Source organism: Altererythrobacter sp. (assembly GCF_050299635.1).
Lineage (GTDB): Bacteria > Pseudomonadota > Alphaproteobacteria > Sphingomonadales > Sphingomonadaceae > Erythrobacter.
In genome coordinates this window covers 1-17559 of the sequence record NZ_JBNKWF010000025.1, presented here as the reverse complement: position 1 = coordinate 17559, position 17559 = coordinate 1, and the positions used below count along the sequence as shown (strand labels likewise).

Here is a 17559-nt window from a genome sequence, read left to right as displayed (position 1 = left end):
GCAGCGACCTTCCGGGTCGTGAGCACCGGAAGCACGGGAATTCGCCATTTGCAGGCCATCAGGGCTGAATGTCGGCGCAGCCTATCGGGTGACGTTATAGGCCAGTTGTTGTTCGGTGAGCTGAAATCCCACCAACAGCTCGAAGCTGGTGCGCTGGATCGCCGCGCGAACCTGCGGATCCGACAGCGGGTCGAGTGCCGCATCGGGATCGCCCGCCTTGCGCTTGCGCGTGATACGCTCCTGAATGTCAGGCGGAAGCGTTGCCTCGGCCTTGTTCACGAAGGCACCGGCCTGCGCGCTTGCCTGCGCGCGCTCCTGCCCATCCGCGAAGTTGAGCGTGACAGTTCCGATTCGCTTGGTCTGGACCGCGCCGCCACCGCGCACGACAGTCGAGAAATAGGGCAAGTTCACCTGCCGCGCGCCCCGCGTATCGGTGCGCCGGGCGAGCACATCGAAGGTCGCGTTGGAATAGACCCGATCGCTGCTCTCGTCGCACGTGTGGCGCAGATTGGTGATCGAAGCCACCAGATCGAGATTGTCAGCCGTCCGCGCGCCTTCGCTACGGAAAAGTGTGACGTCCCCTGTATATTCCGGAATCCCGACAGCAGGACAGGAAGTCATAACCGCAGTGATACCTACGCCCTGATCGACCACCAGATCGCCCTCGCTGGCGCAACCGGCCAGCGCAGTGGCAATGGCGGCGATCGGAAGGATAGATTTGCGGGGGCTCATACTGCAGTGATCCTCAGAAATTATGGCTATGCATCGAAAGCGTCTGCACGCCCTAGCGGCGTGCGCAGCAAAGCGCTAGAGGGCGGCGCATGAATGCACCCTTGCAGAATGCCAAAACCGGGGACGAGCGCGCTGTCGAAGGCGCAAAGCCCGGCATCACCCTGCTGATCGCGGCACCGCGCGGTTTTTGTGCAGGCGTCGATCGGGCGATCGAAATCGTCGAGCGTGCGCTCGATCGCTACGGAGCGCCCGTCTATGTAAGGCATGAAATCGTACACAACCGCTATGTAGTCGACGGGTTGAAAGCCAAGGGCGCGATATTCGTCGATGAACTCGACCAGGTTCCGGACGGGGCGCATGTCGTCTTCAGCGCGCATGGCGTACCCAAGAGCGTCCCGGCCGAAGCGAGACAGCGCAAACTGCTCTATGTCGATGCGACCTGTCCATTGGTAAGCAAGGTCCACCGCCAGGCCGAACGGCAAGTTGAGAAGGACCGTCACATTATATTCGTGGGCCATGAAGGTCACCCCGAAGTGATCGGCACGATGGGCCAGGTAGAACCCGGCCGGATGTCGCTGGTCGAGACGGTGGAGGATGTCGGCAAACTGCCGTTTTCCGCTGAAGACGAGCTTGCTTTCCTTACTCAGACGACGCTTTCGGTCGACGATACAGCAGAGATTGTCGCGGCACTGAGGGAACGCTTTCCGGGCATCGCCGGGCCCAAGGCGGAAGACATCTGCTACGCCACATCCAACCGCCAGGCCGCAGTCAAGCGGATCGCGCCGGGTAGCGATCTGGTGCTGGTGATCGGGGCGCCCAATTCCTCCAACTCGCTGCGGCTGGTCGAAGTGGCCGAACGCATGGGAACCGATGCCAGGCTGATCCAGCGCGCCGATGATATCGACCCCGCATGGCTGGAAGGCGTCGGCACCGTGGGCCTGACGGCGAGCGCTTCCGCGCCCGAGACACTGGTCCGCGAAGTGGTCGAAAAGCTCTCGGAATGGCGTGAGGTAACCGAAGAGACCATTTCCGCTACCGAGGAGAAGATGGTCTTCAAGCTGCCTCGCCAGCTGACCGAATAGGCGGACGAACGAAGCATGGCTGTTTACACCCATCTCTCCGCGGAAGATCTTGCCGATCTGATCGACTCCTACAACGTGGGAACGCTGGTTTCCGCCAAGGGCATTGCGGAAGGTGTCTCCAACAGCAACTGGCTGATCGAAACGACCGGCCACGATGGCAGCGGCGCCCGCTTCATCCTCACTATGTACGAGCGGCGGATCGAAACCAGCGACCTGCCCTTCTTCCTTGGGCTGCTCGACCACCTGGCAGAACACGACTGCCCCGTCCCGCGCACAATCCACGATCGCAGCGGCGCAGCCTATCGCGAGATTGGCGGCAAAGCGGTGGCGCTGATCGAATTCCTGCCCGGAGTTTCGGTCGACAATCCAACCGCCGAACAGGCACACTCGGTCGGCGAAGCATTGGCACGAGTGCACCTTGCGGCGCTCAATTTCCCGATGCAGCGGAGCAATGGGCTGGATATCGGGGAATCGCACCGCGCCCTCGAACGATGCGGTGAACAGCCGCTAGCGACAATCGACGCTGACCTGCCCGGCATGATCGAAGCGGCGCAGACCCTGCGTGACCGCTGGCCGACTGATTTGCCGCAATCGGTCTGTCACACCGATCTGTTCCCCGACAATGTGCTGATGCTGGATCACCACGTCTCGGGCATGATCGACTTCTACTTCGCATGTAGCGAAGCAATGGCCTACGATCTGGCGGTGACACATGCGGCATGGTGCTTTGGCGATCACGGAGGCCGCTTCGATCACGCGGTCGGCGCGGCACTGATTGAAGGGTATGAATCGATCCGCCCGCTCGACGCACGCGAGCGGAAATGCTTGCCGGTCCTGGCTCAAGGTGCCTGCATGCGATTCATCGCCAGCCGCGCCGAAGACTGGATCGACACTCCGGCCGATGCATTGGTGACACGCAAGGATCCGATGGATTTCGTCCGGCGGCTCCGCTTTTACGCCGAAGCGGGGGACAAGGCGTTTGCAGGCAAGGCATGATCGGGCAAATCAAACCCATGAAGAAAGTCGAAATTTTCACTGATGGCGCCTGCAAGGGCAATCCCGGTCCCGGTGGCTGGGGGGCGCTGCTGCGCATGGGCAAACACGCCAAGGAACTGGTCGGCAGCGAAGCTGACACCACCAATAACCGGATGGAGCTTACCGCCGTGATAAAGGGGCTGGAAGCGTTGATCGAGCCCTGCGACGTCGAGCTCTATTCAGACAGCAAATATGTGATCGACGGGATCACAAAGTGGGTTGAAGGGTGGCAGAAGCGCGGCTGGATCAATGCCAGCAAGAAGCCCGTTCGCAATGCTGATCTGTGGCATCAACTGATCGAGGTTGCCGGACGCCACGAAATCGACTGGCATTGGGTCCGGGGTCACAATGGCCACCCCGAAAACGAGCGCGTCGATCAATTGGCCAGCGATGCCGCCAATGAGATTGCGCGCAATGGGGCAAACCCAGGCTAGGCCCGTTCGGGCGCCCGAATGTCAGGGGAAGCGGGCCAGGCACAGCGGCCCGGCCCAACTCCAAAATCAATAGTTGTCGACGACCTCTGCGCCGGGCCCATTCTTCAGAACCGAGCTGATCGCGTTCTTGGCACTAGCCTTGGAGGAATAGCCCTCGGTCCACCAGATCGTTTCCGAGTTGTAGATGAAGTAAGCGACGAACTCGCCTTTCTTGTTCTTACGGATTTCGAAGCGATGCGCCATTTCTGTCCTCCATGTCAGGCAGTTGGATGGATTGCACCGTAGTCATCGCTCAGCAAAAATCTAGCCAAAGCGTGCCGGGGAGTAGGTTTCCGCACAGATTGCTTCCGTCATGGCATCGCGCTCCCGGTTTAGAAGCAGTTGCGCGCCCAGCCGGGCAGCGGCCGGAGCGGTCTGGATGCCGTATCCGCCCTGCCCCGCAAACCAGAAGAATGTGGGCTCCCGCAGGTCCGGGCCATAGACCGGCAAACGATCGGGCGAGAAGCTACGCAATCCGGCCCACTTCCGTTCGACGGCCTCCACCTTCCAATTGGTGGTGCGTTCGAGCCTGTCGATTGCGAGCGCGACATCGAGTTCTTCCGGAGCGGCATCGACAGGGTCGCTGGGCGTCTCGTCATGTGGGCTGAGCCACAGCCGCCCGTTCTCCGGCTTGAAATAGAAACTGCCGGATATGTCGAGGCATAGCGGCATATCGTCATGCGGTGCGGGATCGATGCGCAGTTGCGCCACCGTACGACGATAGGGCTGGATTCCGAGCGGGTGCACACCGGCCAGTTCCGCAATCGTGTCGGCCCAGGCACCGGCGGCGTTGACCAGTCGCCCTGCACGCACTTCGCGCCCATCCGCCAGATGGAGTGTCCAGCCCTCCCCCCGGCTGATGGCCGTAACGCGAGCACGGCATTCTATCTCCACTCCGGCTTTCCTTGCAGCCGACAGATAGTGCGCATGCAAAGCCGCAACGTCGATATCGGCGCAGCTTGGCTGCCAGATCGCGCGGTCCCATTCCGCACGCATGCCGGGCACAAGTTCGGCCAGTCGAGAAGCGCCGATACGCTCGAACTGCGCACCCGATGCGGCAAACCGATCAAAGAAGTGCTCGATCTTCTGCTCGTCTTCTTCGCGCGCGAGATAAAGTGCGCCGCGTTGCCGCAGATATCCGCGATCGCGCAGGAATTGGCCGGAAGCGAGCGTGAGCGGTACGAGTTCCGGGCCGCCATAGCATTCTTCCCAGAAGGCGGCTGAGCGTCCGGTCGCATGGTAGCCAGGCGCGTCCTCGGCCTCGAGCACGACCACGCTCGCCTGATCGCCAATCTCCCCCGCGAGGCTCGCCCCGGCCATTCCGGCACCAATTATCGCAATATCGTAAGCCCGGGTCACTTGCGCGGCGCCACCTTGTCCAGAAACTCTGCAATGGCGGCCATCGCGCGATCGCGCACCGGATCGACCTCACGCAGGATCTCGTGACGGCATTCCTTCCCGAATCGAACAAGCTCTGCATTGGGGAGCCGCCGCGCGGCCTCTTCTATCGCCGACATCGCGACAAGCTTGTCGTTCGAAGTGCCGAGCATCAGCACTGGGGTTGCGACTCGCTCAAGCGCACCGGCCGAGAAAATTCGCTGCATCGAGGCATAGGACCGCTCGACCCAGCCCCAACTACCCGGTCCCATCACCAGTTCGGGCCGGTGCCCGCGCCACCACATCTCATCGGCATAGCGATCGTCATCATGTGTCAGCAGTGCTTCGCGCCCGGCGGGCACAGCTCCCGGCTTCTCGCTCCACTTCCAAGCCGGGCGGGCCGGATCGCCCACCGCGCACATCAACTTTGCCGCAGCATGGGCCAGAAGGTTGGGAATCGGACCAAGGAACCCAAGCATGGGCGCGGAAAGTACCAGTGCATCGGGATCGACCTGGCCTTCGACCAGGCTACGCAGGAGGATATGCCCGCCCATCGAATGCCCCGCCAGGATATGCGGCGCTGGCGTTTCCGCCTTCCATTGCGCCCAAAGCGTCGCGAGATCACCGACCCAGACCGAAAAATCCCCTATGTGCCCCGTCACCGCATCTTTACCGAGGCGCCCCGAACCGGCCTGTCCACGCCAATCGGCGGCGGTAACGCGCCAGCCCGCGCGGTGCCATTGTTCCAGCGCCTCGAAGTATTTCTCGTAATTGTCGCCTCGCCCCGGCAGGAACAGGATCGAACCGCGCGCGCCTTCGCCGTTCTCGCGGACAGGCCCGGGCCAGTCGATTCGCCTCAGCCTGTATCCGTCGCCTGCCTGCCAGAAACTTTCCTTCGCATCGGGCGGTATCGCGCGACGGTTAATTGCGGGCAAATCGCCCCCTTTAACCGTCCCATCGCTGACATCACTAATAGCGGGCCTCCGATACTGGTTACTTTTTGGTAAGCCATAACCTGTAGCACCGACCACTGAAGGGGGACCTTTGGGGGCCATATGCTGGGTGAATATCTCCACTACGGACTGCTTGTCGGCTTGGCAATCGCGCTGCTGTTTGCCGCGTTTACCGACATTCGCCGTCGCCAGATCGATAATTGGCTGAATGCCATCATCGTGCTGGTCGCACCGCTTTACTGGTGGGCAAGCGGACTGGATCTGTGGCCTGGTGTGGCCTTGCAGCTTGGCGTGGCAATCGGTGCCTTTGCGATCCTGGCTGGTCTGTTCGCTCTCAAGATGATGGGCGGCGGCGATGTAAAGCTGCTGACCGCACTGGCACTCTGGATCCCACCCATGCCGTTTCTTCAACTGCTGATTGTGATGGCTCTGGTTGGCGGCCTGCTGACCATCGTTTTTGGCGCATGGCACGTCATGCGCCGCCAGCGCGACCGGCTCGCCATTCCCTATGGGGTCGCGATCGCAATCGGCGGCCTCTGGGTGCTTGGAACAAATTTACTGCCGGCTGCCAGCAAAGCAGCCGGATTGGGATGAACCCGATTTTAACCAGTCTGGAATTAAGGACTTAAACCATACCCGCCCGAACAGGAACAGGGCAGACACGAGGGGGCTAGATTAGCCATGGATAGGAAGAAGCTGGTATTGCTGCTTGGCGCGCTGGTCATTGCGATCGGCACTGCATTGGCAGCTCGGAGCATGTTCGCAGGCGCTTCGTCGCCAGAGGCGTCGGCGGCACCCGTGCCGACGGGGCCGAAAGTGCTGGTCGCCAACCGTGCGCTGCCAACGGGCACGATTGTCACGGCCGACGCGATCGGTTTCCAGCAATGGCCGGAAGAGCTGGTGCAGGATGTCTACTTCATCGATGGCGAATCCGATGTCACTCAGCTGATGGGCACGGTCGTGCGTCATCCGATCACCGCTGGTGAGCCGGTCACGCAGGGCTCGCTCGTTAGCCCTGGCGACCGCGGCTTCCTGGCTGCAGCGCTTGGTCCGGGTATGCGTGCCGTAACCGTTCCGGTGTCGGCCAAGACCGGTGTTGCAGGCTTCGTCTTCCCTGGCGACCGCGTCGACCTCGTGCTGACGCAGACCGTCAAAGGTGACGAGGGCCAGTCGCTCAAGGCTGCCGAGACTGTGCTTCGCAACCTTCGCGTGCTCGCAACTGACCAGTCGACCACCCAGGACACCAACGATTCTGGCGAGACCGTGGTCCGCACCTTCCGTACGGTGACTCTGGAAGTGACGCCCAAGATCGCTGAAAAGGTCGCGGTCGCGCAGACCATCGGCACGCTCAGCCTGGCGCTGCGTTCGATCGCGGACAACCAGGCCGAACTGGAAAAGGCGATTGCTTCGGGCGATGTCGTGATCCCCGATAACGCTTCTCCCGAAGAGGAAGAAGAGCTGATTCGCACGGCCATGAACCGTCCGATCGACAAGGGTACCACCTACTCGACCGGCGGCGACGTCTCGCGCTTCCAGCGCAGCTCGATGCCGGCTGTGAACGGAGGCTATCGCGCCAAGCCGAGCCCTGCCGGGATGAGTGTACCGGTTGCCGGTGCGCGCACTTACAGCGGTCCGTCTGTCCGCGTGACACGCGGCAAGCAGACCACCCAGGAGCCTGTGGGCAGCACCGGTCGCTTCCTCGGCCAGACGTCTCAGGGCGTCTCGGACGCAGGCAAGACAGTGCCGGTCGCCAGCTCCGTGCTGGTGAACTGAGGGGCCGGACGATGATCAGCAAGACCAAACGCGTCGAAACAGTTCCGGCATTCGGGATCAATACGAGGGGCAAGACCATGAAACGCCGCCTGACTGCAAAACTGCTGCTTGCCAGCCTGGCCATTGCGCCGCTCGCAAGCATGCCCATGACAACCGCAACGGCCCAGTCCGTACGCAGCCCGGCGCAGGACATCGTCCTTTCGATCGGTCGCGGCGAACTCGTCACCGTTCCGGGATCCATGTCAGATGTCTTCATCGCCAACGATGCGATCGCTGATGTGCAGGTCAAATCGCAGCGTCAGCTCTATGTGTTCGGCAAGGCCGGTGGCGAAACCACCGTCTATGCCAGCAACAGCAGCGGCGATGTGATCTGGTCGGCCAACATCCGCGTCGGATCAAACATCGACAGCATCGACCAGATGCTCGCCCTGGCCATGCCAGAAGCGAAGATCGGTGTCGCAACGATGGGAACCAACACTGTGCTGCTGACCGGTACGGTCGGTGCACCCGAAGACGCCGCGGAAGCAGAGCGCCTGGTGCAGGCACTCGTCGGCGATGACACCAACGTCATCAGCCGCCTGAAGATGGCAACGCCGCTGCAGGTCAACCTGCAGGTGAAATTTGCCGAAGTCAGCCGTTCGCTGGTTCGCGCCATCGGTTCGAATCTGACCACGATCGACGGTTCCAGCGGCTTCCAGTTTGGTGTTGGCACCGGTCGTGAAGGTTTCTTCAATAACTTCCGCCCGAACAGTGCAACCGGCGTCGGTAACGAGACGAAGATTCTCATTCCGGATGTCAACAATCCGGGAAAGTTCATCGAAGTTGATGCAACGTCGGTCAATCCAATCACTGGAGGTTCGACGCTGGGCTGGGCAACCAAGTTCCTGGGGCTGGACCTCCTTGGTGCGCTCGATCTGGCTGAACGCGATGGTCTCGTGACCACGCTTTCGCAACCCAACCTGACCGCACTTTCGGGCGAGACTGCCGACTTCCTTGCCGGCGGCGAATTCCCGATCCCGACGAGTCAGGGGCTGGGATCCACTTCGATTGAGTACAAGAAGTTCGGGGTTAGTCTGGCCTATACGCCTACCGTGTTGGCCAACGGTCGGATCTCGATCCGCGTACGGCCGGAGGTTTCCGAACTATCAAGCCAGGGCGCTGTGACGATCAACGGCTTCCAGATCCCGGCGCTTACAGTGCGCCGCGCGGAAACCACCATCGAGCTCGGTTCCGGCCAGAGCTTCATGATCGCAGGCCTGATGAGCAACAATGCACAGAACACGATCGACAAGGCGCCGGGTGTCGGCGATGTGCCGATCCTGGGCAATCTGTTCCGCTCGCGCTCGTTCCGCAAGGGCGAGACCGAACTGGTCATCGTTGTGACCCCGTATCTGGTCAAACCGGTCGATGCGAGCGAGATCAAGTTGCCGACAGATGGCTTCCGTTCCTCGACGGAACTGGAGCAGCTCCTCGGCTATCGCAACAATGGCGGTGTTTCGGGCGAAGCTCGCCCCGGAGCGACCGCAGTCGACAAGGATGCAGCCCCGCCTTCGGTGGGTGCATATAATGAGACTTCGGGCAATCCGTCGGCTCAGACCAATCCGGAACGCCAGGCTGGCGACCAGAAGCGCCGCAATGAACGCCGCGCCGAAGCTGCCAAGCCCGGTTTCAGCTTTTAATTGGGAAAGGTGAGAACGATGCCCATTGCAAAACACAGCAAGCTGGCCAGGACGCCCGCTATCGCCCTCGCCCTCTCGCTCGGCCTGGTGCTGGGTGGCTGCGGCGGTATGCCGACCAACCAGTCGCTCTACAGCACCAAGCAGCCGGTGGTCGAACGGACCAACTACACGTTCGACGTGCAGACCGGCCAGGGTGGCCTGAACATCAGCGAACAGCAACGTCTGGCCGCCTGGTTCGAAACGATGGAGCTCGCCTATGGAGACCGCGTATCGATCGAGGATCCGATGGCTAGCACTGCTACCCACGATGCGATTTCCGAACTGGCTGGCCGGCACGGCATACTCGTCAGCGACGTAGCGCCTGTCACGGCAGGCCATGTTCAGCCGGGCTACGCCCGCGTCGTGCTGACCCGGTCGAGTGCTTCGGTCCCGGGTTGCCCCGACTGGTCGGCCAAGTCCGACATGAACTACAACAACGGAACCCATCCTGGGTATGGCTGCGCGACCAACGGCAATCTCGCTGCAATGGTCGCCAATCCGCAGGACCTGCTCGAAGGGCAGAAGGGCACCGGCGAGACAGTGATCATGAGCTCCACCAAAGCCATCGACACTTATCGCGAACAGTCGCCAACGGGGGCTGACGGCCTCAAGCAATCCGAATCCGGAGGTAAATAAGCCATGAACGCGCCTTGGAAATCCGGCATGCCCGGCAACCGCGATCCCTTTGCCGCCTATATCTGCGACGATGCCGCGCTGGACGTCTTGCGTCCGGTCGTGATCGAGCTGGGCTGGCAGCCAGAGAAGTGCAACAAGGGTGGTCTGCGCAATGCGATCCAGTCGCTCAGCGTCAGCGCCAGCCCCAGCATTCTGGTCGTCGATCTGTCCGAGAGCGGCGATCCGCTCAACGACATCAACGCGCTGGCGGAAGTCTGCGAACCGGGAACGGTCGTTATCGCGATCGGCCAGGTCAACGACGTGCGCCTCTACCGCGACCTGCTTTCGAGCGGAATTCACGACTATCTGCTGAAGCCGCTTTCCGCAGGTCCGCTGCGTGATGCGCTTAACCAGGCGCAGGCGGTTTTCGCCTCTCCGAAGAATGCCGATGGCGAAGGCGCCAAGCGCCACATCTCCACGGCAATCGTCGGAACGCGTGGCGGCGTAGGTGCATCCACGCTTGCGACCTCGCTTTCGTGGTTGTTCAGCACCGAGCACAAGGCGCCGACGGCGCTGCTCGACCTGGACGTTCATTTCGGCACTGGCGCGCTGGCGCTCGACCTCGAGCCTGGCCGCGGACTGACCGACGCGATCGACAATCCGAGCCGTATCGACGGGCTGTTCATCGAACGGGCCATGATCCGCGCGAACGACAATCTGTCGATCCTTTCGGCCGAAGCTCCGATCAACTCGCCGCTGATGACCGATGGCGCCGCCTTCGTTCAGCTGGAGGAAGAGTTCCGTCAGGCGTTCGAAATGACGGTGGTCGATCTTCCGCGCAACATGCTGATCAACTTCCCCCACGTACTGGCGGATGTGAACCTGGTGTTGCTGGCAACGGAAATGACGCTGGCCTCCGCCCGCGACACGATCCGCATCCTCAGCTGGCTCAAGACCAACGCGGCGCATGCGCATACGATGGTCGTCGCCAACAAGGTCCAGTCGGGCGTGGCTGAAATCAGCAAGAGCGATTTCGAAGCCTCGATCGAACACAAGATCGATTTCTCGATCCCATACGACATCAAGGCTGCCGCCAACGCAGCCAAGATGGGCCAGGTGTTCGTCGATGCCAATCGCTCGAGCAAGGCAACCTCCGCGATCAAGCAGATTGCAGAGCGCGTGATGGGCGCCAGCGAAGAAGAACTGGCCGATACCAATCCGAACGGCAGCAAGAAGTCGCTGCTCGGAGGGTTCGACCTGAAATCGCTGCTGGCGAAGAAGGAAAAGTCAGATTCGGTAGCGGAACTGGCTGAGTAACGGGCGCAATGGGCCGCCAGCTGTGAGCGATCGCAGCCGGTGGCCCTGTCGACCGGGAATATCGGGTTGAGACGGAAAGGCGGGACTCTCGCATGAACATGATCCAGCTCCTGCTCATTGCCGGCGTTATGCTCGGCGTGCTGGTGGTCGGCTATACGATCCTGGCTGGCCCTTCGGCCGCCAAGGAAAGCCAACGGCGCCTGCAGGCAGTACGTTTTCGCCACTCCGAAAGCACAGACACAAAGGTTGAATCGCAGCTCAAGAAGGCGATCGCGGCCCGTAAGCCAAAGGCGCACAAGGTCGCCGGTTCCAGCTCGCGTCTGGAAGCCCTCGAAGTGCGCCTCGACCGGACGGGCAAACGCTGGACGCTGTCGCAATATGCCTACGCGTCGCTGGGCCTGGGTCTGGCAATCGCATTGATCATGCTGCTGCGCACTGGCGCATTGATGCTCTCGCTGGGCATCGGCCTCTTCATCGGTGCTGGCCTTCCGCACCTTGTCGTCGGCTATTTCATCAAGAAGCGTACCAACAACTTCAACGGGAAATTTCCCGACGCGATCGAGCTGCTGGTTCGCGGCTTGCGCTCAGGCCTTCCCGTCACCGAAACGCTCGCCGTGGTCGCGGAAGAAGTGCCGGGCCCGGTGGGCGAAGAGTTCAAGGGCGTCGTCGAACGGATCAAGATCGGCCGGACAATGGAGGAATCGCTCCAGGAAACGGCAGACCGGCTTGGCATTCCCGAATTCAACTTCTTCTGCATTACTCTGGCAATCCAGCGTGAAACCGGTGGTAACCTGGCCGAGACGCTGTCGAATCTGTCGGACGTGCTCCGCAAGCGCGCTCAGATGAAGCTGAAGATCCGCGCAATGAGCTCGGAATCAAAGGCATCGGCTTACATCGTCGGCGCCCTGCCGTTCATCGTCTTCACCATGATCTGGTGGATCAACCCTTCATATATCGGGGGTTTCTTCACCGACGACAGGCTGATCGTCACCGGACTGGGTGGTCTGGTCTGGATGTCGATCGGCGGCTTCATCATGGCCAAGATGGTCAGCTTCGAAATCTGAGCGAGGGATAGGACGAAACAATGAATACTCCCAACCCCACGCTGCTCGGCTTCGACGTTATCATCGTCGGGACGATCCTTGCCGGAGTCGCGGCCTTCGCTGTCCTGATGGCGATCTATGCTGCGGTCACCGTGAAGGACCCGATGGCCAAGCGCGTCAAATCGCTCAATGACCGTCGCGACGAGTTGAAGGCCGGTATTGTCACGTCGAACGCCAAAAAGCGCGCCAGCCTGGTGCGCAAGAGCGATCAGACCGACAAGATGAAAGAAACGCTGGGGAAGATGAAGGTTCTCCAGCAGAGCCAGATCGAAGTCATCCAGCAAAAACTGGCGCATGCCGGTTACCGCAACAAGGAACTGGCCGTCTTCGTCATCGGCGCGCGCCTTGTCCTTCCGATTGTGCTTGGCGTGTTGGGCGTGTCGTTGATCTACGTGATCAATTACTTCCCCGATTGGGGCGGCGTTAAGCGTGTCGGCGCGATGGGCGCACTGCTCTTCGCGGGCTACAAGGGCCCTGAAATCTTCCTGAAGAACAAGGCCAGCAAGCGTACCGACGAAATCCGCAAGGGTTTGCCCGATGCGCTCGACCTGCTGGTGATCTGCGCCGAGGCCGGCCTGACCGTTGACGCTGCGTTCAATCGCGTCGCCAAGGAACTGGGCCGCGCTTATCCCGAGCTGGGCGACGAATTCGCATTGACCGCGATCGAGCTGTCCTTCCTCAACGAACGCAAGAAGGCTTTCGACAATCTGGCCTATCGCGTCGACCTGGAGGCAGTGCGCGGCGTGGTCACGACCATGATCCAGACCGAACGCTACGGTACTCCGCTGGCATCGGCCCTGCGCGTGCTATCGGCCGAGTTCCGCAACGAGCGCATGATGCGTGCGGAAGAAAAGGCCGCGAGACTTCCCGCGATCATGACGGTTCCGCTGATCCTGTTCATCCTGCCGGTGCTGTTCATCGTGATCCTTGGTCCGGCTGCATGTTCGATCGCCGACGCCTTCGCTGCCAAGCCGGGCCGCTAAGGCAGGCAAGATCAGGCACCAGGAATGAGTAGAGGCCGGGCCGCGCAAGCGGTCCGGCCTTCCTTGTCCCAGTGTTCCTTGTTTCAGTGTTCGGCCCGACCCCGCGCCGGAATGTCACTCATATTTGTCGGCGAGGCCGGCAACCTGATCGGAGATTCGACGAAGGATTTCGCGAAAGCGCTGTTCATCTTCGGAATCGAGCGCCGCAAAAACCTCGCGCTCCAACCGCCTGACCATCGGCATCACTTCGCGATGCACATTGCACCCTTCCTCGGTCAGTTCGAGCAAATGCGAGCGCCCGTCTTGCGAGTTGGGCTGGCGAACGATCAGCTTGCGGTCTTCAAGCACCTTGCAGGCGCGGTTGACCGCCACCTTGTCCATCAGGGTCGCTTCGGCAAGGTCACGCTGAGTCGCGGCACCCGAATCGCCCAGCACGGCCATCACCCGCCATTCGGGAATCTTGAGGCCGAACCGCGCGCGATATTGCCGCGCGATGTGCCCGCTCAGCGCGTTCGATGTGACCGAGAGCTGGTACGGCAGAAAGTCCGCCAGTCTCCCCACACCCTGTTGCCCGTTCGACGAACCATTATCGCTCATACTGCAGGTTTCTAGTGAAACCACCGGGCTTGGCAAGAGCGTGCCGCCTGTTCAGCGATACTCGGGCTCATCCCACCAGGGGTAGAAATCGGGCATATCCTGAGTGACCTTGCCCGGATATTCGGGTGCGCGCTTTTCCAGAAAGCTGGCGATTCCTTCGCGCGCGTCGGCCCCGCGGCTGAGGCGGTAGATCGCCCGGCTGTCGATCCTGTGAGCATCCATCGGATGATCGCCGCTGGGCAGCCGCCACATCATCGCCCTGGTCATCGCCACCGAAACGGCAGAGGTGTTGTCGGCAATCTCGCGTGCCAGCGCGCGCGCCGCATCCATCAATTCCGCTTGCGGATGGACCGAGCGGACCAGCCCCCCTGCCCTTGCCTCTTCAGCGTCGAAGATCCGCCCGGTGTAACACCATTCGAGCGCCTGACTGATCCCGACAATGCGCGGCAGGAACCAGCTCGAACAGGCTTCCGGATTGATTCCGCGCCGGGCGAAGACGAAGCCGTAGCGCGCTGTATCGGCGGCCAGACGGATATCCATCGCCAGCTGCATCGTCGCGCCGATCCCCACGGCAACACCGTTGCAGGCGGAGATCAGCGGCTTGGTGCTGTCGAACAGTCGCAGGGTGACCCTGCCCCCACCATCGCGCACCTTGGGGTCGGAAAGGTCCGCCACTTCAGTGGCGTCGGAAAAGACGTGACCCCCGCCCTCCGGCGTCAGATCCGCGCCGGCGCAAAACGCACGGTCACCATGTCCGGTAAAGATCACCGCCCGTACGCTGTCATCGGCATCGATGTCGTCCATCGCCGCAATCAGCTCGTCCATCATCACCCGGGTGAAGGCATTCATCTTGTCGGGGCGATAGAGCGTGACGGTGGCAATGCCGTCCGACTTGTCTACCTGGATCTGGGTATAGCTCATCTCATTGTCTCCCTCTCTGAAACCCTACAGGATGGAACACATGGAACACGGTCCAAGGCGGAAAAACACGCGCCCCCATTCGCGCGTCGGGAACGGACGAATGAGGGCGTCTGGAGGTCATGGCCATTAACCTACCGAACCGGGTTCGAGTAGGAAATGACGGGCAGTTGCGTCATCGATTATCAGCGAGGGGCCATTCTGATAGCGCCGTCGAGACGCACGTCCTCGCCATTGAAATAGCCGGTTTCGATCATGCACATTGCCAGCTTGGCATATTCCGCCGGGTCGCCAAGCCGCTTGGGGAAGGGCACCGAAGCGCTAAGCGATTCGATCGCCTTTTCCGGCAAGCCCATCAGCAGCGGCGTGAAGAAAATGCCCGGCAGGATGGTGTTGACGCGGATGCCCTCATTCATCAGGTCGCGCGCGATCGGCAGCGTCATGCCGACAACGCCGCCCTTCGATGCCGAATAGGCCGCCTGCCCAATCTGGCCGTCTTCCGCCGCCACCGACGCGGTGTTGACGATCGCGCCGCGATCGCCGTCGTCGCTCAGCGGATCAAGCGTCATCATGCCCGCAGCCGATTTGGCGATGCAGCGGAAGGTACCGATCAGATTGACCTGGATGACGAATTCGAAAGCGGACAGCGGGAAATGGCTGATGCTGCCATCTTCCTTGCTGCGGCTGGCGGTCTTGATCGCATTGCCGATCCCCGCGCAATTGACCAGGATGCGTTCCTGCCCGTGAGCCGCGCGCGCCTTGGCGAATGCAGCATCGACATCTTCTTCGCTGGTCACATTGACCTTGCAGAAGGTGCCGCCCAGTTCCCCTGCCAGGGCAGTGCCCTTTTCTTCGTTGAGATCGAAGATAGCGACCCTGGCGCCTTTCGCGGCGAGCGCGCGCGCGGTGGCCGCACCAAGGCCCGATGCACCACCAGTTACAACTGCGGGGGTATTGGTTGAAACTTCCATCGTATCTCTACCTCTCTCTTCCGTTCGCCCAGAGCTTGTCGAAGGGTCGCATTTTCATTGGGTTCCCGCGCCAGAAGGACAGGCAGTGCCGCGACAGGCCCGGCACGAACGGGACAGCTTGATCGCGCCGTCTACACCGCCTCCACGATGGTGACATTGGCAACGCCGCCGCCTTCGCACATCGTCTGCAATCCGTATTTCTTGCCATGACGATGCAGCGCGTGGATCAGCGTCGACATAAGTTTTGTACCAGAGGCCCCGAGCGGGTGGCCCAGCGCGATCGCTCCGCCGTGGACGTTGAGCTTTTCCGGATCGGCGCCCGTGTGTTTGAGCCAGGCAAGCGGCACGGAGGCGAATGCCTCGTTCACTTCGAACAGGTCGATATCCGATATCTTCATGCCGGCGCGCTCCAGCGCGCGGTCGGTCGCGAACAACGGTTCTTCCAGCATTATGACAGGATCGCCGGCGGTCACGGTCAGATTGTGGATTCTGGCAAGCGGAGTGAGATTGTGGCGCTTGAGCGCTTCCTCACTCACGATCAGCGCGGCCGAGGACCCATCGCAGATCTGGCTGGCGCTGGCGGCCGTGATCGTACCATCCGGGCTCAGCAATTTCACACCGGCAATGCTTTCCAGCGTCGCGTCGAAGCGGATGCCCTCGTCCACCGTATGCATCTCTGTACCTTCAGGTGTTTCGATCTCGACCGGTACGATCTCCTTCGCGAAGGCGCCCTCATTGGTTGCCGCCATTGCTTTCTGATGGCTTGCGAGCGCGAACCGATCGAGATCATCCTTGGTGAAGCCATGCTTCTGGACGATCATCTCCGCCCCCATGAATTGCGACCACTGGATGCCGGGATATTTTTCCTCGAGGCCGGGTGATTTGTAAGTCCCCAACCCTTCCTTCATGTGGAACATGGCGGGCGAACCCATCGGTACGCGGGTCATGCTTTCGACGCCGCTGGCGATCACCACGTCCTGCGTTCCGCTCATCACCGCTTGCGCGGCGAACTGGATCGCCTGCTGCGAGGATCCGCACTGTCGATCGATCGTGACGGCGGGTACGCCCTCGCCCAATTTGCTCGCCAGAACCGCGTTGCGGCCGACTTGCATCGCCTGTTCACCCGCCTGGCTGACGCAGCCCATGATGACATCTTCCACGGCGTTGGGATCGATACCCGTACGATCGACAATCGCATCAAGGGACCTGGCTGCAAGGTCGACCGGGTGAACCCCGGCCAGGCGCCCGCCGCGCCTTCCGCCCGCTGTCCGAACTGCATCGACGATATAGGCGGTGGCCATCGGTCTTCTCCCAACTTGGTTTCGAATTGCTACTCGCCTAGGGCGGGTTTACGTTTGCGTCAACCTGGGTTGTGGCGCGAAACCTGTCAAAACCGTCAGTTCGATTGTGGAACTGCTGTTTGGGTGTTTCAAATCATCAATTTTAAGAATCGGTCCGCACCCAATGGATTAGATAATACCCAGCCAATAGGCTTGCAGTGACGAACTCAATCAACACGCTTTACGCGGATCGCTCGCCTCGTCCCGATCTTGGCCTTGTAGCTGCCAAGCGATGCCTTCTCGATGGTAACTGGGTCACCGACCTCCGGCGTTCCCAGTACAGGAGTGTTGTCGATCTGCGTCCACCGTGCTCCACCTTCGACGGAAAATGTCACGCGTCCGCCACTGGTCCTCCCAAACCTAGCAATTGAACTGGAAATTTTCTTAACCTCTTCATCGTCACCATCGCCCTTAAAGAGGCCGATCTTGGGCAAAGTGAAGCCAACCAATCCCTTGCGGGTCTCTTTGACCTGTTCCCGGTCGGCAATCAGCAGATCCTTCTTCTCGCGCGCTTCGTGAACCGGTGCGACCTCGCTATCGAAACAGGCGAGCCGTTCGGTTGGGTCTTCGAT

The 17559-nt window shown here is 61.1% G+C and carries 19 protein-coding genes; 10 read left to right on the top strand and 9 right to left on the bottom strand.

Annotated features, from left to right (window positions below; translation table 11 throughout):
• Positions 1 to 81 precede the first annotated feature (81 nt).
• On the bottom strand, positions 82 to 732 hold the full coding sequence (locus tag ACQY6C_RS12395) for a hypothetical protein (protein ID WP_427969177.1): 651 nt from the start codon (positions 730 to 732) through the stop codon (positions 82 to 84).
• Positions 733 to 821: 89 nt separating this feature from the next.
• Between ACQY6C_RS12395 and ispH the strand changes: the two genes are divergently transcribed.
• The 3 genes from ispH to rnhA are packed head-to-tail and all read left to right on the top strand — an operon-like array spanning position 822 to position 3283.
• Positions 822 to 1814 carry a 4-hydroxy-3-methylbut-2-enyl diphosphate reductase gene (gene ispH, locus ACQY6C_RS12390; protein WP_427969176.1) on the top strand — a complete coding sequence of 331 codons (993 nt, stop codon included), beginning with the start codon at positions 822 to 824 and terminating at the stop codon, positions 1812 to 1814.
• A gap of 15 nt (positions 1815 to 1829) precedes the next feature.
• Positions 1830 to 2810 (top strand): homoserine kinase, encoded by a 981-nt coding sequence (thrB, locus tag ACQY6C_RS12385; RefSeq protein WP_427969174.1) that lies wholly within the window; start codon positions 1830 to 1832, stop codon positions 2808 to 2810.
• Positions 2811 to 2827: 17 nt separating this feature from the next.
• Positions 2828 to 3283 carry a ribonuclease HI gene (rnhA, locus tag ACQY6C_RS12380; RefSeq protein WP_427969172.1) on the top strand — a complete coding sequence of 152 codons (456 nt, stop codon included), beginning with the start codon at positions 2828 to 2830 and terminating at the stop codon, positions 3281 to 3283.
• 66 nt (positions 3284 to 3349) lie between these two features.
• On the opposite strand, the gene ACQY6C_RS12375 is transcribed toward rnhA, so the two are convergent.
• Genes ACQY6C_RS12375 through ACQY6C_RS12365 form a run of 3 tightly spaced genes read right to left on the bottom strand, consistent with a single transcriptional unit; the run spans position 3350 to position 5634 of the window.
• Positions 3350 to 3526 (bottom strand): YegP family protein, encoded by a 177-nt coding sequence (locus ACQY6C_RS12375; protein WP_427969170.1) that lies wholly within the window; start codon positions 3524 to 3526, stop codon positions 3350 to 3352.
• Between the two features lie 60 nt (positions 3527 to 3586).
• On the bottom strand, positions 3587 to 4681 hold the full coding sequence (locus ACQY6C_RS12370; RefSeq protein ID WP_427969168.1) for an NAD(P)/FAD-dependent oxidoreductase: 1095 nt from the start codon (positions 4679 to 4681) through the stop codon (positions 3587 to 3589).
• Complete coding sequence (locus tag ACQY6C_RS12365; protein ID WP_427969166.1) at positions 4678 to 5634, bottom strand: alpha/beta fold hydrolase; 957 nt, start codon at positions 5632 to 5634, stop codon at positions 4678 to 4680. Before ACQY6C_RS12365 ends, ACQY6C_RS12370 begins: the two co-directional genes overlap by 4 nt.
• A 120-nt stretch (positions 5635 to 5754) precedes the next feature.
• On the opposite strand from ACQY6C_RS12365, the gene ACQY6C_RS12360 reads away from it, so the two are divergent.
• From ACQY6C_RS12360 to ACQY6C_RS12330, 7 genes are all read left to right on the top strand, one after another.
• Complete coding sequence (locus tag ACQY6C_RS12360; RefSeq protein WP_427969164.1) at positions 5755 to 6246, top strand: A24 family peptidase; 492 nt, start codon at positions 5755 to 5757, stop codon at positions 6244 to 6246.
• An 87-nt stretch (positions 6247 to 6333) separates the two neighbouring features.
• Positions 6334 to 7425: a Flp pilus assembly protein CpaB gene (cpaB, locus tag ACQY6C_RS12355; RefSeq protein WP_427969162.1), complete on the top strand. Its 1092-nt coding sequence runs from the start codon at positions 6334 to 6336 to the stop codon at positions 7423 to 7425.
• Positions 7426 to 7502: 77 nt separating this feature from the next.
• Positions 7503 to 9104 (top strand): type II and III secretion system protein family protein, encoded by a 1602-nt coding sequence (locus tag ACQY6C_RS12350; RefSeq protein WP_427969223.1) that lies wholly within the window; start codon positions 7503 to 7505, stop codon positions 9102 to 9104.
• Between the two features lie 18 nt (positions 9105 to 9122).
• A complete protein-coding gene (locus ACQY6C_RS12345; RefSeq protein ID WP_427969160.1) occupies positions 9123 to 9779 on the top strand; it encodes a CpaD family pilus assembly protein in 657 nt (218 codons plus the stop codon).
• Positions 9780 to 9782: 3 nt separating this feature from the next.
• Positions 9783 to 11075: a pilus assembly protein CpaE gene (locus tag ACQY6C_RS12340; RefSeq protein WP_427969158.1), complete on the top strand. Its 1293-nt coding sequence runs from the start codon at positions 9783 to 9785 to the stop codon at positions 11073 to 11075.
• Positions 11076 to 11167: 92 nt separating this feature from the next.
• Positions 11168 to 12139 (top strand): type II secretion system F family protein, encoded by a 972-nt coding sequence (locus ACQY6C_RS12335; RefSeq protein WP_427969156.1) that lies wholly within the window; start codon positions 11168 to 11170, stop codon positions 12137 to 12139.
• Between the two features lie 20 nt (positions 12140 to 12159).
• On the top strand, positions 12160 to 13161 hold the full coding sequence (locus ACQY6C_RS12330; protein ID WP_427969154.1) for a type II secretion system F family protein: 1002 nt from the start codon (positions 12160 to 12162) through the stop codon (positions 13159 to 13161).
• A 114-nt stretch (positions 13162 to 13275) separates the two neighbouring features.
• Here the strand turns inward: ACQY6C_RS12330 and ACQY6C_RS12325 are convergent, their stop codons facing one another.
• From ACQY6C_RS12325 to ACQY6C_RS12305, 5 genes are all read right to left on the bottom strand, one after another.
• The gene (locus ACQY6C_RS12325) at positions 13276 to 13758 is read right to left on the bottom strand and encodes a MarR family winged helix-turn-helix transcriptional regulator (protein ID WP_427969152.1); all 483 of its coding nucleotides are present in this window, start codon (positions 13756 to 13758) and stop codon (positions 13276 to 13278) included.
• A gap of 51 nt (positions 13759 to 13809) precedes the next feature.
• A complete protein-coding gene (locus ACQY6C_RS12320) occupies positions 13810 to 14679 on the bottom strand; it encodes a crotonase/enoyl-CoA hydratase family protein (protein ID WP_427969150.1) in 870 nt (289 codons plus the stop codon).
• Between the two features lie 182 nt (positions 14680 to 14861).
• Positions 14862 to 15647 (bottom strand): SDR family NAD(P)-dependent oxidoreductase, encoded by a 786-nt coding sequence (locus ACQY6C_RS12315; RefSeq protein WP_427969148.1) that lies wholly within the window; start codon positions 15645 to 15647, stop codon positions 14862 to 14864.
• Between the two features lie 131 nt (positions 15648 to 15778).
• A complete protein-coding gene (locus ACQY6C_RS12310) occupies positions 15779 to 16948 on the bottom strand; it encodes an acetyl-CoA C-acetyltransferase (RefSeq protein ID WP_427969146.1) in 1170 nt (389 codons plus the stop codon).
• A 206-nt stretch (positions 16949 to 17154) separates the two neighbouring features.
• Positions 17155 to 17559, bottom strand: a 405-nt coding sequence (locus ACQY6C_RS12305) for a hypothetical protein (protein WP_427969144.1), incomplete at its 5' end; no start/stop codon positions are given.